Genomic DNA, 24,466 nt, shown 5'->3' with positions numbered 1-24,466 from the left:
CGGTCGCCCATTTGTCGGAATTGACCAAACTTTTTGACCCGGGGGGATTAATCCCATCGTTCATCGTCCCATTTTGGTGGTTTTCTATGTTTTTTTCTACTATATTTCATTCGATTATGTCTTTGATTATGATGATCCTTACATAGTGTTCTAAGATTATCTAAGTCCAAAGCATACTCTGGATAGTGTTCCAAGTCCTTGATATGATCCACTTCAAGCACACCTGATGATACTCTACCTTCATTCTTACACCATTGGCATTCATAGTTATCACGAGCCAATGCTTGTTGTCTTAAGTCTGCCCATTCTTTAGAGTGATAGAACTCTACTCGTTCAGCCTTATCCAAATGCATCGCCACCTTTAATAACATATCTATTCATCTAACTTAAATGCTCTATTATGTACATGACTATAAGCATCAAAGTAAAGTTCGTTCTTATCACCGTTGTATGTTACTTCATAATACATACCATTGCTAACTGTAGTTGATAGCAATGCTTTACAGTTCTGCAACGTTCTGTTTAACCAAACTACATACACGCTATCTTTACTGATATAGCTTGGTGTATTATGCATATCACCAATCACGTACTCAGCTACTTTCTCTTTACACAATTCTATAAACTTATCATTATCCATTAGATACACCACCTTTCTAAACAAACATGTTACTTAACATGTTATTCTTTAAATCTTTAAGTGCATTGACTGTATCTCTTTCAACTGCCATCTCATGTTCTAATTGTCTAAACATCGCTACGATTGCTTTCTGTGTTTCATAGTCATGCAGATAGATAGGAAACTTACCTACTTCATGTTCTTGAATATTGATACCAGTTGCGTACTTATGCATAAACAAATCTATGTTACGTTGCATCGCAATATTGAAATACAATGGATCTATTCCAGTTTGTGGGATAATAGCAACGTTCTTTGTGTGAACATATCCTGGCTCAGATAGAAAGCCAATCCCCCCCTAGTAGCTGATATCTGTAGAGTAGATGTTCCAGCAGGATATATCTTTCCTTGCTTGGCTCTAGCATACTCAGCAACATCTTCAAGTTTAACTACTTCATAAGTTCTGAAATCTACCATAGTGTCAACTGCCTTTCCCTATCCTTGCTATACTTTTCTTTCCAATACTTGGTAAAGTGTTTTAGTTCCTTATCCATGCTTGGTGTTGTTCCAACCAAATCATCTAGCATATTGCCGAACTCAATAGAATTCTCTTCGATTTGCTTATCTATCTTTCGCATCTCTTTAGTAATCTCATATAGCGATGGAACTTCTTCAGGTTCAAATGTATCTATATATCTAGGAATGTTAAGATTGAACTCATTCTCTTCAATAAGATATCTAGATATATCATCGCTGAACTTATCTATTTTCTTTCGATCCTTGTATGCTTTGATAATTTTATCTACATGTTCTTGCTTTAGGTAATTATGGTTCTTACCTTTTTCAAACTCTTTACTAGCATCAATAAAGAAAATCTTCTTATGTTCTCTTTTCTTCTTGAGAATTAATATAACTGTTGGAATATCAGTATTTAGGAATAACTTAGCAGGCAATCCTATTACTGCATCCAATGCATTAAGTTCTATTAAACGTTCTCTTATCTTTCCTTCAGCTTGTCCCCTGAACAACACACCATGTGGCAGAATGATAGCCATAGTTCCATCATCTGAAAGCCTGTTATATCCTTCTAATAAGAATGCATAATCAGCTTTAGATTTAGGTGCTAATACTTCGAACTGTTTAAATCGTTCTTGTTCTAGCATTTTGTTATCTGGTTGCCACGTAAAAGAATAAGGTGGATTCATAACTACTGTATCAGCTTTACTTTCTAGTAATTCATTAACCAACTCTATCTTGCTAAATTGTTCTTGCTTTGATAGTTTGTAAAGATGTTTTACTTTTCTAGATAAGCTATCGCCATGAAATATGTATGCATTAATGTTTCTAATTGCTAGGTTAAATAATAGGAATGGCATCGCTCTGTCTGAAAATTCTTCACAGTAGAAACTACTGTCACGATTAGTACTCCAACGTTTAATGGTTAATCCACCAGTACCAGCACATATATCAGCGATGACTTTAGATGATCCTAGTAATTGATTAACTAATTCCACAACTCCATCTGGTGTGAAATCTTGTTTGTTTTTCTTTCGGTCAGAATGTTCTTCTTGGTAGTAATCTGTAAACCAATCATAAGTTAAGTCGCTTTCGATAGCTAAGAATAACTTGAATAGTTCATCCTTTTCATCGCTCATCAGTAACTTATATAATCTATCTGATGCTTTAAAGCTCTCATCTACTCCAATCAGTTCATTAATCTTTTGAATATCTATCAATTACTACCACCACCTTTTAATTTGATTTTGCTGATATCTCTACTGTACTTACGCTTACGTTTGACTGGATGTTTCTTGTAATGTTTCTCTAACTCACGTAACATCCTTAGTTCTTCATAAGTTTGTACTTTTCCGAAATCTATACTGTCTTTCATAATTTTCTCCAAAATAAAAAGCCAGCCTGGATAGACTGACTAATTATTTGATTGACTATATTTATGTAAAACTTCTAAAGCTGCAGGTTGCAATATAAATAAAAATTCTGGATCATTAATATCTTCAACTTCACGTTCTCTAACAATAACTTGGTTTCCTAACTGACAAATTACTTTCTTACTAACAAGTTCTATTATGTTTGTGTCATGTTGTCTAAAGTATCCTTGATGATATTTATTTTTGTAAAGTTCATTTACAATTTTCAGTTTTCTTCCTGTCAAACCCAAGATATACTCTTCGTAATTCTTTTCATTCATATGATGATCGTATTTTTTCTTTAAGAAACTACAAAAATCAAAAAATAAAGTCGCAATAAAAGCAATAGTTATTAACACGACCAGCCACGTAAATTTATCATAGAACCATACCATTTTTAAATAATTAGCAAAAGGCATTAAACATAAGACTATAATTCCAAAAAATACTATTTCAGCTCTTTGTCTCATATTAGATTTCAAAGCCTCCAAAAAATATTTTATATTTTCAATCATTAAATTTCACCTCATAACTATAATACAAAAGCCTAGCCATAATGACTAGACTTCTTGAAGTGAAATTTAATTTAACAACTAAAGTACGCATTAGTAAGTTTTAACTCTCGTGGTCTATAAAGCGACTAACCTAACTTACCTTTGCTACAATACCATAATAGCACGGAAAGCTACCCCTTGTGGTTCGTTGCTCATCCCTTTGTTTTCCGATTTTTAACATACCTTATTAAACATAAATATGTAAATCAGGACAATTAATTTTCATCTCTAAACCATCTGCAAACTCATTTAATGCCATTTTTCTTATTTGATAATATCTAGTTTTTTCAAAATGTAGTCTCATCATTGCTTCAACTGCTGATATTTTCCCTAGTGTATTATCTAGTACTACTTTCAACTCTACTGACCCTTTATCGTATGTATCTGCAACTCCATCAACTATTGATTTAGCATACAAATATTTTACTAATTTTTCTTCATTACTGTTTCCTATACTTCCACCAGGCATACCACTTAAACTTGGACTTTGTATAAACTCTGGACTTGCCTGTTGATATATCTTATATAGTCTTGGATAGTAACGTTTGTCAGTTAGAAACCTTGCCACATTATCAGCTGTTTTATCATAGTCAATGTTTTTCATTCCGGGTATCATTAATTCTTCCAAGCTAAGCACTCTCCCTGTGGTATAATTATCTTAGTTTATGTATTATGCATGTTTCCAAGGGAGCGTGCTTTTTTATTAGTTATAGCTTCTAACCATATCGACTAATTGCTGTTCTTTACCTGTCCATTGGCGTTTAGTTTTTCGATAATCAAAATGTCCTGGATACTTATTGTTGGGGTTTGTTTCTTCTAGTCCTAATTCACGTTTTCTAACTATCCAAGTTAAATTTGTATTCACATCTAGAATTGACGCTGTATTCTTATAAATTCTGATAACCTCTACTTCTTTATGATTATTTCCAAAAATATCCTTAACATTAATTTTCTTTAATCATATATTTACACTCTTTCTCAACGCTCTTTAGATCTCGTGTCTCTTGATCATCAAATGTATGTAAGGTATCAAATCCGATAACTTTAACTTTTGATGATCCATCTCTAACGTATCCTTTAAACGTTATACCACCATGAACTGTTAGTTCGTCTTCATCGCCATCTTTCCAACTCTTAGGTAACTCAGCATAACCATTTAAAGCTCCAAATAGACTTGGAATGATAAAGTATTTATATCCTTTGTACGACCTTATCTTTGCAGGCATCGCTTCATTTGTTCCTAAATATTGCATAAATAATTACTCCCTTAATCAAAATCGCTTGGCACTATATCCCATAAACCAAGTTGATTTCCTAAAACATCAAATTTTACTTCATAAGTATTAGGTTCTAAATATCTAAGCACTACTTTCTTTGTGCCTTTTTTATAAGATTCATCAGTATGGTACGTTAACTTTATAAAATTGATTCCTTTCTCTTCTTCATCAATATACAATTTCATGTTGTCCATATCATCATCAGTAAATTCTATCCTGTATTTTTTAGCCATAATTTCACTCCTGTCGTTTTATTTTCTATACCGGTATAAAAAGCCTTGCTATGCTCTCAACACATACGACCATCTCAAATCATGTGGATGCAAGGCGATGTTACAGTTACACACGAAGAATATAATGCACGGAGGTTTAACTCCTTCCAAATTTATTTGTAACTGTAACGTGTATTTAAAATTAGTAGGGTTCGGTAGTAATAATCGCCAAACTACTGCGATATAAAATGTAATAACGGAAAGGAAAACTTCACCTACCTTTTCAATAAATTTTGTTGTTTGCAGCTCATCAGTAATATCACTACCTATGACTCAGCATCCTTTGACAGATACTAAGCCTGTACTGTTTATGTCGTTATTTGTGAGATCCTGATTTACGTTGTTGTGAATGTATACCGTTCAAATAGACATAAGCCAGTATTAACAGTTTTCTGACTTGTTAAGGTCAATTTATTTGCTGTTTAAAATACATTTATTTCTGCATTAACTAAAACATTGTCTTGTGATTCATTAAATTTAATTAATTCTTCAATTGTTTTATATCTTCCAATAACTTGATCGTGGCTTAGATTGACAATTAAATATCCACCATCAATATCTCTAACTACAAGATATAAGTATTCTTCATTTCTGATAAGGTTTCCTACTTCGTAAATGTCTTCTGGTTTTATATTTTTAAAATTAATTTTCATTTACTTATTCTCCTTAAATTTCGTTTATCTCTACGTTTATTAATTCGTCGGTTTCGTCTCCTATAGTCATATATAAGTCTTCAAGCGTTTTGTAAGTTCCAAAAACTCGATTATTTTTTAAATCGATAATCGAATACCCGTCATCTATGTTTGTGGCTATAAGATACAGAACGTTGTTTTCGTCTTTAATGACATTTCCAACTTTGTATATTTCTTTCATATTTTTCTTTATTTTTTTTAAATTAATTTTCATTTACTCATCTCCTAAATTGATACCTAAAATCAAAGATAGTAGTATTAATTTATCTTTATCATCTAAATTTTCAATAATGTTATATATGGTATTCAATGCATCTTTTCTAGTTCCAAAAGCATTGATAGCTGTTCCGATGTCTTTACTTAAAGCTATTAATCCTGCTCTATATCCTGAATTTTTTAAAATTGTAGATATTTCTTCTGCTTGCTTCTGCATTTCTTTTGCTTTTTCTGAACTCATATTTTCACCTCATTAGGTTCATAACCATATCCAATAAAATTAGGGTTGTCCACTTTGAAAATTGCTACATGTTTTTTGTTTCTAGCTTTATTAAGATAAAAGATTTTAAGCCATTTATCATTGATACTAAAACTTGAAACTCGGAAAAATACTTTTTCCTCACCTTTTAGAAAAACTGTCATATTTATTGTATTTTCTGTTCCTACTGTGTATTTACCTTCTACATCATCAAACATCGCTCTACTCCTTTTGCTTATTGCCAATTTATCTATTTCTTGTCTAATCTTGCTAAATGCTCGTTTATTAATTTTTGCCATTTAGATCAGCTTCTTTCACGAATATTCTTCTGTTTACGTTTTTTTCAAAAAAAGGTAAACTATTAACATTACACGTTCTAGTTTTTATTTTTTCTAAAATACTATTCTTCTTCAAATTCAATCTTGCTCAAGTGTTTAACTACTATACTTATAACTTTTCCGATAACTGCTAAATCTTCTTGCTCGATAAGTATGTCTGTTTGAATATCGAATAAACTATATTTATTTCTCCTTACATCCACTACATTCGCTTCGTAATCTATAAACAGATTTCTAAATATTTTTTCTTGAAATTCATCATCTTCAGAATATTCGTTTCCATCGTTATCATAAATTATCAAATCTAATTCTTGATATACGTTTTTCGGAAACTCTTTCCTTAATTCGTCAAACATGTTGTCAATATTTTCATTCATACCATATACCTCAATCCCACTTGTAATTGATTCTCTTTAAATGCTTACCTATTATGTTAATAATCTTTCCAAGATCATCTAAATAGTGTATATCTAAATAATCGTCGCCCGAAATTTCAAATAAGTCAGTATATTTACGTCTAATCGTAAATAACTTATCACGATAAAAAATTATTACCTTCCACAATTTAGATTCATCAAAATCAGCATAAACATCATAGTTATAATTTTTATCCACAACTTCAACCCTTATATTTTCATTTTCGTAATCAATAGCGTATTCCTTTCTAAGTTCTGACAGCATCGCTTTGATGTTTTTATTTCTATTCATCATCAAGTCCATACCTTTCGCTTATTTTCTTACGAAGATCCCTCATACCACGTCTGTACTCATATTCTTGTCTAATCTTTAAACCTTTAATGAAACCTGCTAGATAATCACTATCCCAATATCTAGCTCGATTTCTTATCTTTTGTCTTGGCGATTGCTTTCTAATCATCTAGTTTAGTTCCTTCCAATTCTTAAAATGTTTACCAATGATTCCAATAACTTTAGTAATCACATCTAAGTTTTCGTACTTAACTGTATTAGCTTTGAATGTGCATTTGCCTATAAAGTTTGGGAAAACTGAAACTGCATCGCCATTGTAAATAACTTGAACTTCGTCAATATCATCTTCATTGAAATCTGGCTCTGATTCATCATCGTAAATCTTGCCATTTTCATCAATTACAAGTACGTATAGTCCGTAATTGATACGATCATAAATGTTTGGAAATGTGTCTTCCAGTTCTTTCACCAATGCTTTTGTTTTTTTATTTTCGTTCATCTTCTTCACTCCTTATCAGAAACATATATCTTTCTGATTGTCCCACCTAAATCAGATGCAACTCTTTCTGCGATGTCTAATTCATTTTCATCATATATTTCCGCTTGTTGTGGCTTTTTCACGATGTTAATTGAATTTTGAATTCTGCCATTTAGGTAATAATTTCCAAGCTTGATAACATATCCGATAAATTCAACTTCTGTCATCTCTTATATCCCCTTAACTCGATAGATTTTTATTTTAGGATTTATAACCCCACGTCTGAGTCTACTTGATAAGGTATAGACTGATCTTATCCCAATCCCAAGATAATCAGCTATTTCCTTAGCAGTACCCAAAGTCAGAATTCTTTCTTTGTCGTCATAAACTATGTATGTAGCTTCCATTTGCATCACTCCTAAAAGACTATTCTTACACTTCGAATAATTAAGCGAGTAACACTACTCCAGTTCCTTCTAATCGCTCTTCTAAATATTTAGCAATGGTCTTGATAGCTTCAACTCTCCATAAACCACCATCGCCTTCAAAGATTGCACCACGTGGCCCGCTTTGCATTCTAAAGATGAACTTGCTTTCAGGTTGCTCAACTTCAACGAATGTTCTATATGGTGAAAGTATTACTGGATTAGGAACTTTGATATTTTCTGCAGTAGCAATTCCAGATTTGATTGTCACTGCTTGACTGATACCATCATCGCCAGTGCTACGAACATTATCTTCTTTAAGGTTTCCAACCACCTTAAGCAAGATGTCCCTATCATCAGTCTTTACAAATTGTGATTGTAAGGCGATGTTAAATGATTCAATATCCATGTATGAATCAAAATTAAATTCTGGAACAATTGCAGTTGCTACTGCTAACAATTCACGATCACCACTAGGTTGTAACTTGCCTTTCAATTCGACCAACTTTTCATCAACTACATGCAAGATTAAGTCATCAAAACCATCAATGTTTGACTTGATGTAATCAACTAAACCAGATAGAGTATTTAATCTGATTGGCTCTTTAGCATTATGAACTACTGGTTCAACCAATACTGGCTCGCCATCTTTGTTGATAATGTAGTTCTGGCCATCAATTTTTAATTGTCGTTCTTCAGGTTTAATACCTTGTTCCGCTAAGTAATCTAGTGCTTCTTTTGTTAAATCCATCGCTCTAACCTCTCTTTTCTTGTAAATCTATAATCTTGCTCTTTTTCTCAATATCTTCAACCTTTTCGCCAGTGTCTGTTCTTACATCGCCTTGTTCATCGATATAAGTTTGACCCTTAACACCAGATTTGAGTTCACTAGCTGCAATCATTCCTGTATTTAAATCACGTCCAGTCATGATTTTAGTTGTAATTGGTGCTGCAGGAGCTAACTTACTAGAAACATTAATTGACGCTTTAACTTCGTCATAGTCTGCATCTGGAACAAAGTCCACTTTGACGATTAAGCTACGTTTCTTTGTTGGATCTGCATTTGGATCATTAATATTGTTAAAGATGTCGCTCAACTCACGCTCGATTAGTTCCTTACCTGCACCTTCTGCCAATGAATCAATACTGAAATTAATCTTTACTTTTGCCATCGTTATTACCTTCCTTTACTACGTTATTTAGAAATTTAACAAACTTGTTAATACCCGCTAGATGCTTGCTTGTATCAAAGCATCGCATTGAGTCAATTTTTGGACTATATAAAGCAACTAAGTCATCTTCGAATAAGTCCCCTTTATTTGCGATGAACTGTTTCAATCCATAAGTATCATCGCTGAATTTAACTGCTGTATACTTAGCATCAAATGGCCACTCATTTATAACTACTCGTTCCATGCTCTAACCTACTTTCACATAATCATTTTTCAAATCAGATGGAATCACTGGCATTGGTGGTCTAACATCTGACAAGCTCACCAACACTAGATATCTATCATGGTGTTCACTTACCATGTATTGAACACCATCTTTATCAACTAACTTGTCATATCGCTTAATAAATTGACCTTTAGCGTCTTTGAATTCTGCAATTCTTTTCTTCATTAGGACATCCTCCTCAACATCTCATCAATTTCAGCTTCTGCCTTAGCTTTCTCAGCCCTAGACATAATTGAATTTGATGGTTGTTTCTTACCTGCATTCTTAGCCCAATCTGGTAATTTCTCTTTTTGAATTAGTTGTCGCTGATTATTATTTCGTTTAGGCGGTTCGAAGTTGTATTCATTTTCCCACCCAGCGTTACCAAACCAAGTAGCACCATACTGAATGAAGTTAGTTTGAGTGCCTTGAACTCGAATTTCTTTGTTATAGTTCTCAATACCCTTTTTTATCGTTTCATCGCTAGTGCCATTCTTGACTGCTCGCTCATAGTACTTACGTGCCTTTTGCTTACCGACTTTTCTAGGATATAAAGCCCATAAGCTTTCAAATCTTTCATCCAGCTCTTTTTTAGTTGGTTTATGAATTGAATGATGTTCCTTAGATGCAGATTTTTCAGAAGTAACTTGATCGTTTTCGTCAGAAAATGATCGTATATTATTATCTATATCTTTCTCTTTATCTATATCTATATCTAAGTTACGGTTCGTTTCATCGGTGTTACATTGTAACGCTTTTTGTTCGTTAGCTATCGCTTTTTGGCGTTCACGATATGCTCGAACTCTACGAGCTGATGCACTTTCCGAGCCTACTAAGTCTGCAGTCACATCTTCTGTAAATTTAAAAGATGCATCATCAGCAAATTCAATCAATCGTTTTTGTTTTAAGAATGCTAAAACGAACTCAACGTTAATTGTTTCTTCATCTAGTACCAAAGCAATTTCTTCAGCGAAACTATCGCCTACACCTGAATAATAGATATACCCATTGTTTTCTAGTGATAACAAAATCATCTCAAGGTAGATGACTGCATATGTGTCACCACCTGATGGTTTACGTAACATTTTTACGACTGGACTTTTCCAGAAATCCATCTGCAATTTAATCCAGAAGTAACGTTTTTCAGTCATTTTTACTCATCTCCTGTTGTCTTTTGTATTCTTCATCAAATTCATCCATTTGTTTTTGACTCATAAGCTTTAAATTTAAAATACTTTTATCGCTTAACTTGATACCATGAAAGTGATATTTATCAGCAAAAGCTTTAGCTCCGATGTTGTGAAATTCACTATGATGTTTAAAACACAACATCTCAAGTCTATGATTTCTATGATCGATATGATTACGATTATTTCCCATACCGACCGTATCTTCGTGATTTATCTGCAGTCCCTGCCTTGATCCACAAACAGTACACTGTCTATGCACCAAGCACAAAAACACACGACGTTCTGCATCGATTGTGTTTTCCATTGCTTTTGAATCGAATGGAATATCATATCGAAAGCAAAACTCAATCACAAAACGAATGAATTGTGTTGCCAGTTCTTTAGTGCAATTGCTCAGTGAAAAATCTTGCTTTATATTGTATGAAAATTTGAATTTTAAGCGATTTTTGACTTCTTGTTCTTCATACCCTGTATATTCTGAAATATCACGAAACAAGGCATAAATTTTCTTTCTCTGAGCATTCGAAATCATGTTATGATCTGCGGGCGATGCATTGAATTTAAGATGACCTTTTCTGAGATCTTTCTTAAATGCATCAAGATCATCGATTTCAAATTGAACTTTGGAACCCACTATTTTATTAAATTTGAGTTCATAATTATCCATCGTCATACCTACCATAGATACTTTCTAACTTTTTTAAGAATTCATATTGCTCCCGTTCTAAATGCGGAACAGTGAACAATATGTTAATATGTATATAGAGTTGTATCGACTCTATATAATTTAAGTTAGTAATATTTCTGATTATTTCTTTTTGATAATCAGAACTCATCTTGATAGGTGTTGCAGCACCTATCTTTTTTATTTCTTTCAAAATTCTTATCCCCTTTTCTTCCTGTCTACCGAATCTTCATCGCCCCAATCAAAGAACGTTCCGTCCTTGATTGCTTCAACAATTCCGTGTAGCACATATCCAGCACTTATACATAAACCAATCAACGTCCAATATGAAATCCAATGCATTACAATCATTTTTCTTCATCCTTTCTGAAATAATCTAAGCTAACGTCTAAGGCATCTGCTATTTTGCACATCAATTCAAAGCTAGGTTTCTTAATCTTTCCATCTCTCAACTGATACATAGTTCTATTATTTTTAGATAGCCCCATTTTTAAAGATAGTTGATTGATACTCATATCCTTTTCTATTAATAATTTTTGCACTTTATACCACAACATATTGTAGTACCCCTTTCTTGATTGTCTATATATTGACATAAGCTATTATTTTTGATATATTGCTGTTAGCAAATAGACAGCCTCCTAAAAATGTTTATTTGCTAATTTATGAAGAAAGGAGCCACAATATGAAAATTAAAGGATTAGATAACGTGAACAAAAATCTGAATAATTTTACTAAGAATGTTCAAAAGTTATCTGGTACATCTAACATCTCTATAACTAGCTTGTTGAATCCAAAATTCATGGCTAAATATACTTCCAATAAGTATCAATCTTTAGAAAGCTTTCTAGCTGATAGTGATTTTTCAGGGATTCCACTCGAACAAATTCCCGAAAAAGATCTAGATAAGTTGGTATCTCAATCAACTCCCTTTACCACTTGGAAAGATATGTTAGCTAAAGCTATGAATGAGTACGTTGCTAAAAAACTTGGCTTTTAGCCTTATCAAGGTAGATAGCATTTTAGTTATCTGCCTTTTTTAGTTCATCAATTTTCTTAATTATTTCTTCTTGAGTATCCCCAATTTGTTGCAATGCTTCTAAAATACCTTTTAAATAATCTATGTTGTTTAATAATTCAGCTGCATCAATTTTTACTTTGATTTCTTTGTCCATCTTTCATCATCCTTTCTTTTCAAATATCTATACAAATCAACGCTCCCTGCGTATGCTATGCATAGCAGAATACCGTATATACACCACATTTCATTTCCTCCATGTAAATAAATCTTTTAACCAACTGACTAAAATAAAAATTATTACATAAGCTATACACGCTACAATCACTGCTAAAACTGGTTCCATCAAGCTACCCCACTATATTTATTTTCCAATTTATTCAGTTCGATTAATTCGTCTAAATCTCGTACGTCATATAAAATCTTATTTACACCATCAAACCTAACTGGGGTAATCATTCCTTGCTTAGCTAGTCTGTCTAAAATATCAACACTAAGTCCTATATACTTAGCAGCATCTTTTCTACTTTTTAAACGGCCTTCATTTGTTTTAGTAGCAATTTTTACAGCTTCCATAAATAACTCTTTTAACTCATTAATTAATGCTTGCAATGCTTTTGGAGATAATATATTTAACATCAAAAACACCTACCTTATTTTTAAATCTATGCTGTCTCATTCATCTTCATGAACTTATTGATGAAATATTGTTGTCCTTTACCAGTAACTTTTGTTGTTTTACTGATTGATACTGAACCATTGCTATGTGTAATAGTTGATTCCTTAATCTTGAACAACCCCAAGTTCATGCTTCTTTGAGTTGGCATATTGTAGTCTGTTCCTTTTCTACTGATGAGATAACCTTGATCTCTCATCCATTGGAACAAACGATTAGCTCCAATATTTATTCCGTTACCACGTAAAATCTTAGCTAGTTCACCGATTAAGATTGTGGTGTGGCTTGCTGCAACACTATCAGCAAATAATGCTTTAGGCTGCATCTGCTTGTTTTCTAATTTCAATTGCTCTACTTTCTTATTAGCAATTTCCAACGCTCTCTTCATAACCATTTCAGGACTATTCCAAGCTTGTTCCACCTTGATAAAGTAGTCTCTGATTTCATATCCTTTATCAGTTCCACTCATCATGGCGATATGCTTAGCCATTTCAATGGTTAATACATAATCTTGCAATTCTTGTTGTTTCCCATCTGGATAATTAGGATTAAAGGGTGTAGTTACAACTACGCCCTCGAAATCAATACCCTTGCGAAAGTGTTTAAAGTTTTGTTTAGCCCATTGACTAAATCTTGTTTTCACACCTAACACTTCATATAAATCCCTAGCTGATACAATTTGCATATCTTCCTTTGTTTTCACTTTTATTAATTCATTCATTTTTCTTACCCTTTTCTCTTTTTTCATTTTAAACCGTAATTTTATTTTAAAAAAATATATTCCAATGGAAAGCCATAAACGGAACACATTTTTTTAATCATCGCAAGTTTGACTTTACTCTCATCTTTTTCGTACTCAGACAAAGTCTGATAACTAATACCTATCTTTTCAGCAGCTTCCTTTTGTGTTAAGCCTGCATTTACTCTTGCCGCCTTTAATGTAATTTTAGGCACCATGATCAACTTCCTTTCTATTTATCTTTTTTCTTCAATTCATCTAGCTCTTTTTTTAGTTGTTCTCGTTCTTTTTTTAATTTCTTGATTTTGTTATCAAGATAAAAATCAATCATTTTGCTAACAATTACAACTGCTAAGATTACATATAATAATGCTGTATTCATAATCATTATTATGTTATGATGAGGGTGCCACAAATTAAGGGGCAAGCCCCTTTCATTGTGGTTTAATCAGAACTTTAATGTTTTCGTCTATATCTTAGTTCTGATTTTGTTTTTTTATTTTCTAGTCTTAGTTTTTCGACTTCCAGATATTTCTTATATAGATTTAAGAATATATCTGTTATGAAGTAGATAGCTAAGGCTATTTTTATTACCTCATTCATAACTTTCTCCTTTCTTTAGTATTCGTAAAGTCCTTATCAACCTTACATACATTATTATATTACGTTTTAAAACGTAAAACAAGTATTTTTTCGTATTTTTTTATTTTTTTTTCGCTTTTATATGAATTTTTGTTAAAATGTATATTGTAAGTAAACTATAGGAGGTGTGTATTATGGGTAGAAATAAATTAACACCACAAGAAATTGAGTTAAAGAAAGTTGTTGCATCTAACTTAAACGAATTGTTAAATAAAACAACAAAAAAGAAAATAGATATACATAGAGAATATGGCATTCCTAATAGTAGTATCAGTGATTATTTTAAGGGCAAGAGTTTACCTTCAGAAGAAAATGTAATTAAACTCGCTAAATTTTTCAATGTTAATACTTATGATATTGACCCTCGAATGAAAGTTAGTGATTTTAATAATGATAAATTACGTATGTCTTTGCTAGCTAAATACGAAAAACTGAATACAGATAACAAGAAGAAAGTTGTTGAATATGCCGACAATAGGCTTAAAGACCAAATTAGACAAGAAAATAATATCTACTCCATTAATGATAAAGATAATACATATACTATTGAAGTTCTAGGCTCCGTTTCTGCAGGTACTGGCGAATGGTTAACAGATGAGCAACACGAAGAAATAACTGTTAATAATGAGCCACCAATGCACGACTTCGCTTTACGTGTTAATGGTGATTCAATGATTCCACTATTTTCAGATGGTCAAATTATCTATGTAAATAAGATCGATGACTTGGATATGGTTAGAAATGAACAGATAGTAATTGCTGAATTGAACGGTGACGCTTTTGTTAAGAAAATCGTTTTTGATAACAACAGAAAGAGTTGCAAATTGATTTCCTTGAATAAAGAATATAAACCTATTGATGTTACTTCTGATGATGAATTTAAAATATCTGGAGTAGTAGTTATATAACATTTTATAAGGAGTATTATTATGGCTGTATTTTTTCTTATATTTTTGGTAGTAGTTATTCTTTTATTTATAGCTTCTATTAATTCACGTGGATATTCTAATAAGGTTGAAAAATTAGAATCTCTTAACGAGAAACTCCAATGGAAAGAACAACAATTAGACAATAGGGAAATGAATATTTCAAATAGAGAACGTGAACTTAGTGAGTTAAAAAATGAAATTTCTAAATTAACAAAAAATATTAAATCAGCTAAAAAAGAATACAATGATATTCTTAAATCTACTGCTGATATATTAAAAAATAAGGATTCAGAGCTAGCTATATTTGAAGAAAGTTATCGCCCTACTCTAGTAAGTTCTCTAATTCCACTAAAGATTGATGATAAATTAACATCTTCTGAAGTAAGAAACAAATTAGTAATTTTTAGAGATGAGAATAAAGATCTAGTTAAGAATAATTCTGTTGAGTTTTATAAGACTTTTGATTCCAAATTAGAAAAGTCAAACTTACAGAAAAAAATCCTACTTCTATTTAATTCCGAAGTAGCTGGTCTACTTAATAAGTTAACTTTAAGTAACATTAATAGTATTAGAAATAAGATTGTCACTTCATATGAACGTGCAAATAAATTATTCAAAAATGATGGTGTTCAAATATCAAGACAATATTTTGAGTATAAATTAAACGAATTAGACTTTAATTATCAATATCTAGTTAAGAAAAATGATGAAAAAGAGCAACAAGCTGCAATTAAAGAACAAATGATTGATGAAGCTAAAGCTCAAAAAGAACTCGAAAAAGAGCAAAGGCGTATTGAGAAGGAACAACGTAAATTTAACAATGAATTAGATAAAACCATGAAATACTTGAGTAAGAGTACAGACTCTATACAAAGTGAAATATATGCTGAAAAGATAAAAGAACTTGAGGCAAAAATAAAAGAACTTGAATCTGACAAAGCTAATGTTACTAAGCGTTTGGCAAATACTCGAGCTGGCTATGTTTATGTAATTTCAAATATCGGATCTTTTGGTGATAATGTCTATAAAATCGGTATGACTAAACGTCTAAATCCGTTAGATAGAGTTAATGAATTAGGTAGTGCATCTGTTCCATTTAAATTTGATGTACATGCAATGATATTCTCAGATGATGCTCCTACTTTGGAAAATCATTTGCATAAAGTATTTGCTGATAAGTCCGTTAATAAAGTAAATTCCAGGAAAGAATTCTTCAATGTAACTTTAAAAGAAATTGAAAAAGAAGTTTTAGATAACTTTGATGCGACGGTTGAATTTACTGAGTACGCTAAAGCTGAAGAATATAGGCGCAGCTTAGAATTGCGTGAAGAATAATCTCAGTTATCAACTTTGAACATTCTTTTATAATGTTCATGTTTTAACAGAACCTGTATTCTACTTAAGGAGGAACTATTATGACACCGGAAAATTATTTTAATTTATGTAACTTACTTATCAAAACTATCAATGATTTTTATATAAGAGATAGAGATACCCTTCTTTTAAAAATAAAAAATAATGACTTAATAGTAACTTTATCAAAAGAAATTTCACCTCTAATGTTAGAGCAACAAATTGATAATATACTTATGGATATGATTAATAACGGTTTAATTAAGGGTAACGCTACCTCGACAAAGATGGGACCGATTTTTACATTTCGAGGCCTAACTTCTAAAGGTATGGAATATATTAGCTCTATCAATTCGAATACAATTAAAAATAAAATGAAAAAAGCAATACATGATGAAGGATTACCACTAACAATACCTTCTTTACTAAAAGTATTAGGAAAAACAATTTGTTAATCCTTTTATACAATTAAATTTAAAGATCATAATCTCGCCAGAATTGACGGCTTTAAGATCAAGAAAGGAGAACCAGATGACAAATACTACTCAACCAGATTATAGAAATAGTGGCAATAAAGCTGTAAAGATTCCAGAACGTGGAAAAGGACCAGCTCCCGTTCCTAAACCTATTAAGAAAGATAGCTAGTCCCTAAGAATATATATTTTGATTTTCTTTTCAAAGTCTATCAAAGTTCTAGAATCTTGATGCTTCGATGCTTCTTCTACTATCTGATTAAAACTATATTGATTTTCTGGATAATCTAACGGAATCAATGCTAAATCAAAATAATTATTGTCACCAGATTGTTGGTAGTCAAGATATCCACACGTTATAAGTTTGTTATCAAAACCAAAGATAAATAACGTTTGTGTCTTATTTGTATTAAATATGTAATCCCTAGTTTCTCTATTTTCTGCATAACTTTGTCCGAAAATACGTCTAATTATGTTAATTACATAATCTATACCTTTAGCTAACGGTGCAATAATCAAGATCGTACCCACAACATCAAACAATAATACAAGCACAATTGATAAGGCTATTTCATAATTTAGTACAGTCGTTAGGATCCAGTACAAGCTGATATTAATACCTGTAAATATCATTATTTTTTGTTTCTTATCGGTTTCTTTATTCGGTCTATCAACTACTACATTAAGTTTCTCAAGGATATTATAGTTGATATATCCAAAGCAACCAGATGTAATTAAAATCGTTATAATCGAGTATATTAGTTTGTATAATTCGTCATTCATGCGTTACACCTCTTTACTTGATTATATCATTATTTACAAATCCGCAAAATTAGCGGGTTTAAAAATACATTTAACAGAACTTAGTAGCGTTACAAAAAGATGATGAGTTTAAAATTGTTGGTGTAGTTATCATTTAAATAAAGGAGTGAATAACTGTGGATTGGAAAAAAGTACTATTAGGTAAGTTCGATTATTCTAAAACAACAGAAAATGGCAAATACAATTTAAACATTAATATTCAAGGTGGTATTTTCTCAGTAGCAATTATCATTGTTTTAATCGTCTGGTTAATTAAGGTTATCTAACTCACAATGTCATTTGAAGATAGTGTACGTCGAATTATTATGGGTGGGTTGAGTGTTTAGAGACTTTAATACTTTTAACGGTGTTTTAGATTGAGATATCTGACCAATGATTTGACGTCACTAAAAGCTAATCTCAAAGATATTTTTAGGGAGGTTCCTTTATGAGACGTTACTATAAGTCAACATTTTGGTTTATGTTTTTTTGTGCTTTTTCTTTAATTATTTTATCTATAATAGATGGTGTACTATTTGTGTTTCTTCCTAATAACGCTTTTGTTATTATGTTTGATAAATTTTTGTCTATTAGTGTTGCTCCTATTCTAGTCTTTTCACTTGGTATAGCAGTAGGTGAAATTGATAAAATAAATAATAAATTTAAATAATAATTAATATATTTTCTAGTATAATTTTAGAAAAAAATCCATATTAAATTTGATATTCAAATAAAGTATTTTGGAGATGATTATAATGTCTGGCGAAGGAAAAGTTATTAGTTTTATTAATATGAAAGGTGGCGTGGGTAAAACAACATTGAGTATGGGAATTGCTGATTATCTAGCTGAGCAAAATAAAAAGACCTTATTTATTGATATCGATCCTCAATTTAATGGTACTCAAGGGTTGCTAGATTATTATAAAAAGAACGACACTGTTAATATTATTTCTGAAAGAGAAAAAATAAATAAAAAAGAAGCTCTAGATAATTTTGACTCCTATGAATATAATTATTATACTGAAATGGTAAAGAAACAGCATAAAACTATTTATAGACTATTTACTCCACAAATTGAATTAAGTGAGGAATATCGCTCTCCTAAAAATATTATCACTACTCTGACTGATAACCTAGATATTGTTTGCGGAGATTTGAATTTGGTACTTGCTAATAAAAGTGCCAATTATGACTTCATTAATAGAATTAAAAACTTCATTGTAGATGAGAAAATAAAGGAAAACTACGACTATATAATCATAGATTGTCCTCCTACCTTAACTATATACACAGATAGTGCTCTATACGCATCAGATTATTATGTTATTCCGAATAGAATAGATCGTTATTCTATTACTGGTATTGATTCATTACAAAGTTCTGTTAAGAGCTTAATAAAAAGTCACCAGCTATCTCTACGTTGCTTAGGAATTGTTTACACAATGGTTCCTACAGATATTGGAAAAAAGCAAGCTCGTATTCAGAGTAGTTTTGAATCAAGGAAGGCAGTTAATGAACTCGACATCTTCTCTTCTAAAACACATATAGTTAATAACATTCAAGTTGGAGTAACAGGTGGAACATTACCAACTAAATATCAAAATTCCAGGGAAGACATTATTGCAATTGGGCAAGAATTAATAAAGCGCATAAATGAAAAAATGTCAGATTGAAGAGGTGCTAACAATGGATGAACTATATATTTATAGAAACGAATTAAAAAATAAAATTATCCCTAAATATAAGATTATTGGTATCTCTAGTGAACTGATTCTCTCAAAAGAGTTATTTAAAAATAACATTGACATAGTTCCATTTATAGAGATTGTTTTTTCTACTTCTTTTAGACCTTATGTTATAAAAAGCAGAACTTTATTATTAGCAAGAGTATCTAGTCTAATAAACGATTATTCTGATGAACAGCTTTTTAACGTTAAAACAAAATTATACAACTATATCGGAAAGGCTTTGACAAATCAAAATGAATAATATATCTTACCTTCCCTTCATTAAGGGAGAACTGAAGTCATCAATAGATTATATTAGGAAAGAATTTAATGATTTTGAAGTTGATTCCTCTTTTCTAAGTTTCAATTTAAAAAAAGCTATATTTTTTAAATTATTAGCTATTAAAGGATATGATAAAGAACATTCTATCATACTAGTCAGCGAATTTCTTTACTTAATCAAGTATTATTGTTCCCGTGACTATAGAGCGTTCACTCTTTCCGAACGTACTATTATAGAGAATTTGCTAAAAATAATAACCAAATCTAACACTAGAGAAAGTACTACCGAATTAATTGCCAAAGCTAATTTACCTGATACTAAGAAATCTCAAGTTATGTCTATCTTTAAGGAAGATAGTAATATAATTCACCATAGTTTATTGTTTAAAGATAGTGATACTATTTCTATTTTGTTATCAGATGTTTTTAAAAAAAGTAGTGAATTTACCACAACTGACAAAAGAAATACAGTTATCCGAAAAAACTTGAATGTAATCAACATACTGATACATCATTTAATATTAACTTCAGAAAATGAATTAAGGCTTGCCTTTTCTAGGGAGATTGATGTGTTGAATTTTCTAACAAATAGCAAAATTTAAAAATATATTAATAATTAACCCGCTACTACAGCGGGTTAAAAAAGAACTTAAAAAGAACATATATTCTAAGGAGATGATAGTATGCCTAAGATAGATAAACGTATCAAAAAATACTTTTTAAAAGATGGCTCAATTAGATATGGGTTTAGGGCTTATCTAGGGACTGACGAATTAACTGGTAAAGAAGTTCGTGTTAAAAGAAATGGTTTTAAAACTTCTAAAGATGCAACACTTGCTTTAAATACTTTAGAATTAGAATTTGAAAATAAAGTTTTCCGCCCTACTACTGATATAATGACTTTTGGAGATATTTATAATCTATGGTTTGAAGTTTATAAAACTAGTGTAAAGAAGTCTACTTATCAAGAACTAAATGATAGTTATCAACGACACATTATGCCTATTTTTGCTAAATTACGAATTAATAAAATTTCATCTGCTTTATGTCAAAAAGCTATTAATAACTGGTATAAAAAATATGCCAATGCTAATAAATATCGGTCTATTTTAAATAGAGTTTTCAAATATGCTCTGAGTCTTAATTTGGTCGACAATAATCCTATTGAAAGAACTATTATTCCCCATAAAAAAGCTAAAGAAAAAAAGATTGATTTTTTCGATAAACAAGATTTAAACTATTTCTTAAATTTTGTCAAGGATAACTACCCTATACAAACCTATACTTATTTTAGATTATTAGCTTATTCAGGCATGCGTAAAGGTGAAGCTGGAGCACTACAATGGTGTGATATTAACTTTAGAAATAATACTATTAGTATTACTAAAACTGCTTACCAAGATAATGAAAATAAGGGTGTTATGATTAACGATACACCCAAAACAAGTTCTTCTGTTCGTACAATTGATATTGATAATGAAACTATGAATATCTTAGAAAAATGGAAAATAGAACAAGCTAAACTCATGTTATCACATGGCTACAACCCCAATACTAAGCATGGTAAACAATATGTATTTACTAAAGATTGGACTAAAAATACTCCTTTAAATTACAGTGTTTATAATAGTTTGTTAAGACGATTATTACAACGAGATGACTATCAAGGTAAAAGAATATCTATTCATGGATTCAGACATACTCATGCATCATTACTATTTGAAGCAGGAGCTAGTATTAAAGAAGTTCAAGAAAGATTAGGACATTCAAATATTCAAACCACCCTTAACATCTATACTCACGTTACTAAAAATGCTAAAAAAGAAACTGCTAATAAATTTTTTGAATATATGTCATTATGATAGTTAAATTTATTTAAACACCTTTTTTTATAAATTTGTACCGAAATTTGGTCCAGAATTTTAATTCATAATCTGTTGCTATACGTTTATAAAAAATGTAAATACCATATTTAAAACAATATCTGCTATTACAAATTAATATATGTTCTAATATTGCAATTTCCCAAGCTGGTGTCGCGAGTTCGATTCTCGTTACCCGCTTATTAATTTATCAAGTCTTTGACGCATTACTAGTAATACTCATTATCCATTAAGGTCTGAAAGAGTACCCAGAAAATTTAATATAATTATGGAAAATAAGCTCATCTAATCCTTTTTCTAGGGAATAGATGAGCTTTTATTCTATCTCTAATTAATATCTCCATATCTATCACTAATATAGTTTTCAATTATAGATACAAAGGCTTTAACGGATGGAGTTTGCTGTTTCTTCTGATGTGTTACTAAACATATTGTTCGATAAAAATGTTCACTAAAAATATATCTATTAACATCTCCACTTAAATTTTGTAAAGCAAGCTCTGGTAAAATTCCTAGTCCCAAACCACTTTCCACCATCGCTATAATTGAAGCATCATCTATACTATACTGTAGTGAATTGACAGAAACATTATATGTATCCAAAGCTCTTTTGGTATCTCTATCATAATCAATTTGTTGTAAAATAAATTTTTCGTTCTTTATATCATCTCTTGTAATTGATTTTCCCCTATGAAGTTTAAAGTCTTGTGGCGTAATGCAATATATTGGGTCTTTATATAATGGGATAACTTCTAAATTTTCTTCAATTGGCAATGCACTAAAACCTATATCAAGTATCCCTAATTTAACTTGTTCAACAACATCATTAAAATTTCCCTGCCAAACCGTTACTTCTATATCAGGATAAATATTTTTAAATTTATTTATTATGTCTGGCAACCAATTAATGCATACACTACTAAATGCTCCTATTCTTACACGTCCTTTATTTAATCCATTAATTAGAGCAGCCTCTTCGTTTAAAGTAGCCTCAGCATTCAAAATATCTTGAATAAGCGGTAATACCCTTTGACCATTAGGTGTGAGTCTTACACCACTTCTACTCCTAACAAACAGTGAGAATCCTAAATCTTTCTCTAAACTATTAATTGAATGACTAATTGCTGAAGGTGTAACTTGTAATTGTTTAGCAGCAGCAATAAATGTTTTTTGTCTAGCAACTTCACTAAAAACTTCGTAACTAAAATTTGTCATATTATTTAATCCTCATTACTAAAATTTGCTTTTATGTTACATTTAATTTCTTACTTATTCAAGACGTAAACTCAAGATAATGTTATAATTACTTTAAAATCTTTAGAAAGGTGTGAGTGCTATCATTATTTTTATTACTCATCCATTATGGATTATTGCAATTATTTTCTTTGCTAACTTGATAGCAGCTATTTGGACAGTTTTTCGTGAAAAACGAGATATTGCAACCACATGGGCTTGGTTATTAGTTTTAACATTACTACCTATAATCGGCTTCACTTTGTACCTTTTCGCTGGTAGAAAGATTTCTAATGAACAAATTTTCAGTATGAAGAAGGAACAACAGGAACAAATTACCAAGTTAGCTAATGAACAAAAAAGCCTCTGGAATAAACATTCCCTAATTCCATCTGAAAAAACTACTGATACTGGTCGTGCACTAATTCATTTTTTCCTTGAATCAGAAGATGCTTTTATAACTCAAGATAATCAAGTAGAAATTTTTACTGATGGAAAAGAAAAATTTGAATCTCTTCTTCGTGATATAAAGAATGCTAAACACCATATTCACATCGAATACTATTCTTTTATCGCTGATGATATTGGTAATAAAATACTGAAAGCTCTAGAAGAAGCTGCTGCTCGGGGAGTAGAAGTTAGAGTTTTATACGATTTATTCGGTTCACACGGTACTACCTACAAATTCTTCAAACATTTAGAAGAACTCGGAGGGTATGCTCAAGCCTTTATTTCAGCATCTAAGGCGTTAATTTCGACACCTAGGCTAAATTACCATGATCACCGAAAACTTGTTATTATAGACGGTAATATTGGCTATATCGGTGGGTTTAATATTGGAGATCAATACTTAGGAAAGTCCCCAAAGTTTGGTTACTGGCGCGATACTCATCTTCGTATCAAAGGATTTGCCCTTTTTGAAATGCAAGCACGTTTTTCAATGGATTGGAATACTACTTGTCGGAAAACTAAAAAACCCCGTTTAGATATTTCAACTAAAAAATATATGCCTATGGATTCTAACGAACAAGCCAATGGCTCTACCAGAATACAAATTGTTTCTTCGGGACCAGATAGTGAGCGTCAATCAATTAAACGTGGATACCAATATATCATTGCAAATGCTAAAGATTATGTTTATATCCAGACTCCTTACTTAATTCCTGACGATTCAGTCCTCGAAGCCCTTATTATTTCTGCTAAAGCTGGTACTGACGTGCGTATTATGATTCCATGTATGCCTGATCATGTTTTTGTTTACAGAGCTACTCAATTCTATGCCAAATACTTAGTTGAAAATGGAGTTAAAGTTTACCAGTATAATAATGGCTTCCTACATGCTAAAACTGTTGTTTCTGATGACCACATTTCTTCTGTTGGTTCTGCTAATATGGACTTTCGTAGTTTTAAACTTAATTTTGAAGGTAATGCTTTTTGTTATGATGATAAGTTATCAAAAGATTTAAAGGCTATCTTTTTAAAGGATTTGGATAATTGTACAGAGTTAACTACTGAATTCTTTGATAATCAATCTAGTTGGTTAAAATTCAAGCAATATTTCTCAAGACTGCTTTCTCCAACTCTATAATTATCTGCAACTAAATACCCTCTAAATATGCTGTATATTGGCAT

General features: G+C 31.1%; 49 protein-coding genes. 11 read left to right on the top strand and 38 right to left on the bottom strand.

The genetic code is table 11. From position 1 onward, the window contains the following. Window positions 1-47: 47 nt before the first annotated feature. The 30 genes from PTA89_RS03985 to PTA89_RS03840 form a co-directional block, all read right to left on the bottom strand. A complete protein-coding gene (locus tag PTA89_RS03985) occupies window positions 48-353 on the bottom strand; it encodes an HNH endonuclease (protein WP_324177458.1) in 306 nt (101 codons plus the stop codon). A gap of 20 nt (window positions 354-373) precedes the next feature. Next, the gene (locus PTA89_RS03980) at window positions 374-640 is read right to left on the bottom strand and encodes a DUF6275 family protein (RefSeq protein WP_324177422.1); all 267 of its coding nucleotides are present in this window, start codon (window positions 638-640) and stop codon (window positions 374-376) included. Between the two features lie 16 nt (window positions 641-656). After that, window positions 657-878, bottom strand: coding sequence for a restriction endonuclease subunit S domain-containing protein (locus PTA89_RS03975; RefSeq protein ID WP_324177421.1), 222 nt, complete (start codon window positions 876-878; stop codon window positions 657-659). Between the two features lie 23 nt (window positions 879-901). Further along, entirely contained in the window at window positions 902-1,096 is a 195-nt protein-coding gene (locus PTA89_RS03970) for a hypothetical protein (protein ID WP_324177420.1), read from the bottom strand. After that, window positions 1,090-2,355, bottom strand: coding sequence for an N-6 DNA methylase (locus PTA89_RS03965; RefSeq protein ID WP_324177419.1), 1,266 nt, complete (start codon window positions 2,353-2,355; stop codon window positions 1,090-1,092). The genes PTA89_RS03970 and PTA89_RS03965 overlap by 7 nt, the downstream gene beginning before the upstream one ends. Next, the gene (locus PTA89_RS03960; RefSeq protein WP_081530473.1) at window positions 2,352-2,510 is read right to left on the bottom strand and encodes a hypothetical protein; all 159 of its coding nucleotides are present in this window, start codon (window positions 2,508-2,510) and stop codon (window positions 2,352-2,354) included. The genes PTA89_RS03965 and PTA89_RS03960 overlap by 4 nt, the downstream gene beginning before the upstream one ends. Before the next feature lie 39 nt (window positions 2,511-2,549). Next, window positions 2,550-3,017, bottom strand: coding sequence for a super-infection exclusion protein B (locus PTA89_RS03955; RefSeq protein WP_324177418.1), 468 nt, complete (start codon window positions 3,015-3,017; stop codon window positions 2,550-2,552). Between the two features lie 271 nt (window positions 3,018-3,288). Continuing rightward, window positions 3,289-3,738, bottom strand: a complete 450-nt coding sequence (locus tag PTA89_RS03950) for a transcriptional regulator (RefSeq protein ID WP_225442341.1) — start codon at window positions 3,736-3,738, stop codon at window positions 3,289-3,291. Between the two features lie 66 nt (window positions 3,739-3,804). Beyond that, complete coding sequence (locus PTA89_RS03945) at window positions 3,805-3,966, bottom strand: hypothetical protein (RefSeq protein ID WP_324177417.1); 162 nt, start codon at window positions 3,964-3,966, stop codon at window positions 3,805-3,807. Between the two features lie 79 nt (window positions 3,967-4,045). Continuing rightward, the gene (locus PTA89_RS03940) at window positions 4,046-4,354 is read right to left on the bottom strand and encodes a hypothetical protein (RefSeq protein ID WP_324177416.1); all 309 of its coding nucleotides are present in this window, start codon (window positions 4,352-4,354) and stop codon (window positions 4,046-4,048) included. A 14-nt stretch (window positions 4,355-4,368) separates the two neighbouring features. Next, the gene (locus PTA89_RS03935) at window positions 4,369-4,611 is read right to left on the bottom strand and encodes a hypothetical protein (RefSeq protein WP_324177415.1); all 243 of its coding nucleotides are present in this window, start codon (window positions 4,609-4,611) and stop codon (window positions 4,369-4,371) included. Window positions 4,612-5,072: 461 nt separating this feature from the next. Continuing rightward, complete coding sequence (locus PTA89_RS03930; RefSeq protein ID WP_324177414.1) at window positions 5,073-5,303, bottom strand: hypothetical protein; 231 nt, start codon at window positions 5,301-5,303, stop codon at window positions 5,073-5,075. 13 nt (window positions 5,304-5,316) lie between these two features. Continuing rightward, a complete protein-coding gene (locus PTA89_RS03925; RefSeq protein WP_324177413.1) occupies window positions 5,317-5,556 on the bottom strand; it encodes a hypothetical protein in 240 nt (79 codons plus the stop codon). Continuing rightward, entirely contained in the window at window positions 5,557-5,799 is a 243-nt protein-coding gene (locus PTA89_RS03920; protein WP_324177412.1) for a hypothetical protein, read from the bottom strand. Continuing rightward, complete coding sequence (locus tag PTA89_RS03915) at window positions 5,796-6,116, bottom strand: hypothetical protein (RefSeq protein WP_324177411.1); 321 nt, start codon at window positions 6,114-6,116, stop codon at window positions 5,796-5,798. Before PTA89_RS03915 ends, PTA89_RS03920 begins: the two co-directional genes overlap by 4 nt. Window positions 6,117-6,217: 101 nt before the next feature. After that, window positions 6,218-6,532 carry a hypothetical protein gene (locus tag PTA89_RS03910; protein WP_324177410.1) on the bottom strand — a complete coding sequence of 105 codons (315 nt, stop codon included), beginning with the start codon at window positions 6,530-6,532 and terminating at the stop codon, window positions 6,218-6,220. A 10-nt stretch (window positions 6,533-6,542) separates the two neighbouring features. Further along, window positions 6,543-6,866 (bottom strand): hypothetical protein, encoded by a 324-nt coding sequence (locus PTA89_RS03905; protein ID WP_324177409.1) that lies wholly within the window; start codon window positions 6,864-6,866, stop codon window positions 6,543-6,545. Further along, a complete protein-coding gene (locus PTA89_RS03900; RefSeq protein ID WP_324177408.1) occupies window positions 6,856-7,032 on the bottom strand; it encodes a hypothetical protein in 177 nt (58 codons plus the stop codon). The genes PTA89_RS03905 and PTA89_RS03900 overlap by 11 nt, the downstream gene beginning before the upstream one ends. After that, window positions 7,033-7,362, bottom strand: coding sequence for a hypothetical protein (locus PTA89_RS03895; RefSeq protein WP_324177407.1), 330 nt, complete (start codon window positions 7,360-7,362; stop codon window positions 7,033-7,035). 5 nt (window positions 7,363-7,367) lie between these two features. After that, window positions 7,368-7,568 carry a hypothetical protein gene (locus PTA89_RS03890; RefSeq protein ID WP_255906358.1) on the bottom strand — a complete coding sequence of 67 codons (201 nt, stop codon included), beginning with the start codon at window positions 7,566-7,568 and terminating at the stop codon, window positions 7,368-7,370. A 3-nt stretch (window positions 7,569-7,571) separates the two neighbouring features. Beyond that, window positions 7,572-7,748 carry a hypothetical protein gene (locus PTA89_RS03885; protein WP_324177406.1) on the bottom strand — a complete coding sequence of 59 codons (177 nt, stop codon included), beginning with the start codon at window positions 7,746-7,748 and terminating at the stop codon, window positions 7,572-7,574. 40 nt (window positions 7,749-7,788) lie between these two features. Beyond that, entirely contained in the window at window positions 7,789-8,517 is a 729-nt protein-coding gene (locus PTA89_RS03880; RefSeq protein WP_324177405.1) for a hypothetical protein, read from the bottom strand. Between the two features lie 4 nt (window positions 8,518-8,521). Next, window positions 8,522-8,938: a replication terminator protein gene (locus tag PTA89_RS03875; RefSeq protein ID WP_324177404.1), complete on the bottom strand. Its 417-nt coding sequence runs from the start codon at window positions 8,936-8,938 to the stop codon at window positions 8,522-8,524. Next, a complete protein-coding gene (locus PTA89_RS03870) occupies window positions 8,919-9,182 on the bottom strand; it encodes a hypothetical protein (RefSeq protein ID WP_255906349.1) in 264 nt (87 codons plus the stop codon). The genes PTA89_RS03875 and PTA89_RS03870 overlap by 20 nt, the downstream gene beginning before the upstream one ends. A gap of 3 nt (window positions 9,183-9,185) precedes the next feature. Further along, window positions 9,186-9,389 (bottom strand): hypothetical protein, encoded by a 204-nt coding sequence (locus PTA89_RS03865; RefSeq protein WP_255906348.1) that lies wholly within the window; start codon window positions 9,387-9,389, stop codon window positions 9,186-9,188. Next, window positions 9,389-10,354, bottom strand: coding sequence for a phage replisome organizer N-terminal domain-containing protein (locus PTA89_RS03860; protein ID WP_324177403.1), 966 nt, complete (start codon window positions 10,352-10,354; stop codon window positions 9,389-9,391). The genes PTA89_RS03865 and PTA89_RS03860 overlap by 1 nt, the downstream gene beginning before the upstream one ends. Then, on the bottom strand, window positions 10,347-11,060 hold the full coding sequence (locus PTA89_RS03855; RefSeq protein ID WP_324177402.1) for a putative HNHc nuclease: 714 nt from the start codon (window positions 11,058-11,060) through the stop codon (window positions 10,347-10,349). Before PTA89_RS03855 ends, PTA89_RS03860 begins: the two co-directional genes overlap by 8 nt. Next, window positions 11,053-11,271 (bottom strand): hypothetical protein, encoded by a 219-nt coding sequence (locus PTA89_RS03850; RefSeq protein WP_324177401.1) that lies wholly within the window; start codon window positions 11,269-11,271, stop codon window positions 11,053-11,055. Before PTA89_RS03850 ends, PTA89_RS03855 begins: the two co-directional genes overlap by 8 nt. Window positions 11,272-11,276: 5 nt before the next feature. Beyond that, window positions 11,277-11,429: a hypothetical protein gene (locus PTA89_RS03845; protein ID WP_324177400.1), complete on the bottom strand. Its 153-nt coding sequence runs from the start codon at window positions 11,427-11,429 to the stop codon at window positions 11,277-11,279. Next, a complete protein-coding gene (locus tag PTA89_RS03840; protein WP_324177399.1) occupies window positions 11,426-11,635 on the bottom strand; it encodes a helix-turn-helix domain-containing protein in 210 nt (69 codons plus the stop codon). Before PTA89_RS03840 ends, PTA89_RS03845 begins: the two co-directional genes overlap by 4 nt. Before the next feature lie 128 nt (window positions 11,636-11,763). Here PTA89_RS03840 and PTA89_RS03835 point away from each other — a divergent pair, with 128 nt between their 5' ends. Further along, the gene (locus tag PTA89_RS03835) at window positions 11,764-12,078 is read left to right on the top strand and encodes a hypothetical protein (RefSeq protein WP_324177398.1); all 315 of its coding nucleotides are present in this window, start codon (window positions 11,764-11,766) and stop codon (window positions 12,076-12,078) included. 22 nt (window positions 12,079-12,100) lie between these two features. Here PTA89_RS03835 and PTA89_RS03830 read toward each other — a convergent pair whose 3' ends face one another. From PTA89_RS03830 to PTA89_RS03805, 6 genes are all read right to left on the bottom strand, one after another. Continuing rightward, window positions 12,101-12,253 carry a hypothetical protein gene (locus PTA89_RS03830; protein WP_324177397.1) on the bottom strand — a complete coding sequence of 51 codons (153 nt, stop codon included), beginning with the start codon at window positions 12,251-12,253 and terminating at the stop codon, window positions 12,101-12,103. A gap of 188 nt (window positions 12,254-12,441) precedes the next feature. Beyond that, window positions 12,442-12,735: a hypothetical protein gene (locus PTA89_RS03825; protein ID WP_250200978.1), complete on the bottom strand. Its 294-nt coding sequence runs from the start codon at window positions 12,733-12,735 to the stop codon at window positions 12,442-12,444. 26 nt (window positions 12,736-12,761) lie between these two features. Beyond that, the gene (locus PTA89_RS03820) at window positions 12,762-13,493 is read right to left on the bottom strand and encodes a phage antirepressor KilAC domain-containing protein (protein WP_324177457.1); all 732 of its coding nucleotides are present in this window, start codon (window positions 13,491-13,493) and stop codon (window positions 12,762-12,764) included. 41 nt (window positions 13,494-13,534) lie between these two features. Further along, window positions 13,535-13,729 (bottom strand): helix-turn-helix transcriptional regulator, encoded by a 195-nt coding sequence (locus tag PTA89_RS03815; protein WP_187397204.1) that lies wholly within the window; start codon window positions 13,727-13,729, stop codon window positions 13,535-13,537. 14 nt (window positions 13,730-13,743) lie between these two features. After that, window positions 13,744-13,893, bottom strand: coding sequence for a hypothetical protein (locus tag PTA89_RS03810; protein WP_324177396.1), 150 nt, complete (start codon window positions 13,891-13,893; stop codon window positions 13,744-13,746). 74 nt (window positions 13,894-13,967) lie between these two features. After that, window positions 13,968-14,114, bottom strand: coding sequence for a hypothetical protein (locus tag PTA89_RS03805; protein WP_193524176.1), 147 nt, complete (start codon window positions 14,112-14,114; stop codon window positions 13,968-13,970). A 173-nt stretch (window positions 14,115-14,287) separates the two neighbouring features. Between PTA89_RS03805 and PTA89_RS03800 the strand changes: the two genes are divergently transcribed. From PTA89_RS03800 to PTA89_RS03790, 3 genes are all read left to right on the top strand, one after another. Further along, entirely contained in the window at window positions 14,288-15,061 is a 774-nt protein-coding gene (locus PTA89_RS03800; RefSeq protein WP_324177395.1) for an XRE family transcriptional regulator, read from the top strand. A gap of 21 nt (window positions 15,062-15,082) precedes the next feature. Beyond that, window positions 15,083-16,417 (top strand): DUF4041 domain-containing protein, encoded by a 1,335-nt coding sequence (locus PTA89_RS03795; protein ID WP_161022389.1) that lies wholly within the window; start codon window positions 15,083-15,085, stop codon window positions 16,415-16,417. A gap of 80 nt (window positions 16,418-16,497) precedes the next feature. Next, window positions 16,498-16,890, top strand: coding sequence for a hypothetical protein (locus tag PTA89_RS03790; RefSeq protein WP_289582584.1), 393 nt, complete (start codon window positions 16,498-16,500; stop codon window positions 16,888-16,890). 186 nt (window positions 16,891-17,076) lie between these two features. Here the strand turns inward: PTA89_RS03790 and PTA89_RS03785 are convergent, their stop codons facing one another. Continuing rightward, window positions 17,077-17,691: a hypothetical protein gene (locus tag PTA89_RS03785; RefSeq protein ID WP_289582585.1), complete on the bottom strand. Its 615-nt coding sequence runs from the start codon at window positions 17,689-17,691 to the stop codon at window positions 17,077-17,079. A 155-nt stretch (window positions 17,692-17,846) separates the two neighbouring features. Here PTA89_RS03785 and PTA89_RS03780 point away from each other — a divergent pair, with 155 nt between their 5' ends. From PTA89_RS03780 to PTA89_RS03755, 6 genes are all read left to right on the top strand, one after another. Beyond that, complete coding sequence (locus PTA89_RS03780; protein WP_157664642.1) at window positions 17,847-17,996, top strand: hypothetical protein; 150 nt, start codon at window positions 17,847-17,849, stop codon at window positions 17,994-17,996. A 161-nt stretch (window positions 17,997-18,157) separates the two neighbouring features. After that, window positions 18,158-18,379: a hypothetical protein gene (locus PTA89_RS03775; protein WP_324177394.1), complete on the top strand. Its 222-nt coding sequence runs from the start codon at window positions 18,158-18,160 to the stop codon at window positions 18,377-18,379. Between the two features lie 85 nt (window positions 18,380-18,464). After that, on the top strand, window positions 18,465-19,382 hold the full coding sequence (locus tag PTA89_RS03770; protein ID WP_324177393.1) for a ParA family protein: 918 nt from the start codon (window positions 18,465-18,467) through the stop codon (window positions 19,380-19,382). 13 nt (window positions 19,383-19,395) lie between these two features. Then, window positions 19,396-19,698 carry a hypothetical protein gene (locus PTA89_RS03765; RefSeq protein ID WP_163614042.1) on the top strand — a complete coding sequence of 101 codons (303 nt, stop codon included), beginning with the start codon at window positions 19,396-19,398 and terminating at the stop codon, window positions 19,696-19,698. Continuing rightward, a complete protein-coding gene (locus tag PTA89_RS03760; protein WP_324177392.1) occupies window positions 19,691-20,320 on the top strand; it encodes a hypothetical protein in 630 nt (209 codons plus the stop codon). The genes PTA89_RS03765 and PTA89_RS03760 overlap by 8 nt, the downstream gene beginning before the upstream one ends. Before the next feature lie 81 nt (window positions 20,321-20,401). Then, the gene (locus tag PTA89_RS03755) at window positions 20,402-21,580 is read left to right on the top strand and encodes a tyrosine-type recombinase/integrase (RefSeq protein WP_324177391.1); all 1,179 of its coding nucleotides are present in this window, start codon (window positions 20,402-20,404) and stop codon (window positions 21,578-21,580) included. A gap of 348 nt (window positions 21,581-21,928) precedes the next feature. On the opposite strand, the gene PTA89_RS03750 is transcribed toward PTA89_RS03755, so the two are convergent. Continuing rightward, window positions 21,929-22,816, bottom strand: a complete 888-nt coding sequence (locus PTA89_RS03750; RefSeq protein WP_003706120.1) for a LysR family transcriptional regulator — start codon at window positions 22,814-22,816, stop codon at window positions 21,929-21,931. 112 nt (window positions 22,817-22,928) lie between these two features. Here PTA89_RS03750 and cls point away from each other — a divergent pair, with 112 nt between their 5' ends. Beyond that, on the top strand, window positions 22,929-24,422 hold the full coding sequence (gene cls, locus PTA89_RS03745) for a cardiolipin synthase (RefSeq protein WP_324177390.1): 1,494 nt from the start codon (window positions 22,929-22,931) through the stop codon (window positions 24,420-24,422). The last annotated feature ends 44 nt before the right edge of the window (window positions 24,423-24,466 follow it).

It is taken from the genome of Ligilactobacillus salivarius (assembly GCF_035231985.1).
GTDB classification, from domain to species: domain Bacteria; phylum Bacillota; class Bacilli; order Lactobacillales; family Lactobacillaceae; genus Ligilactobacillus; species Ligilactobacillus salivarius.
Note: the sequence above shows the minus strand (reverse complement) of the source record. Positions and strands in the feature narration are given on the sequence as shown.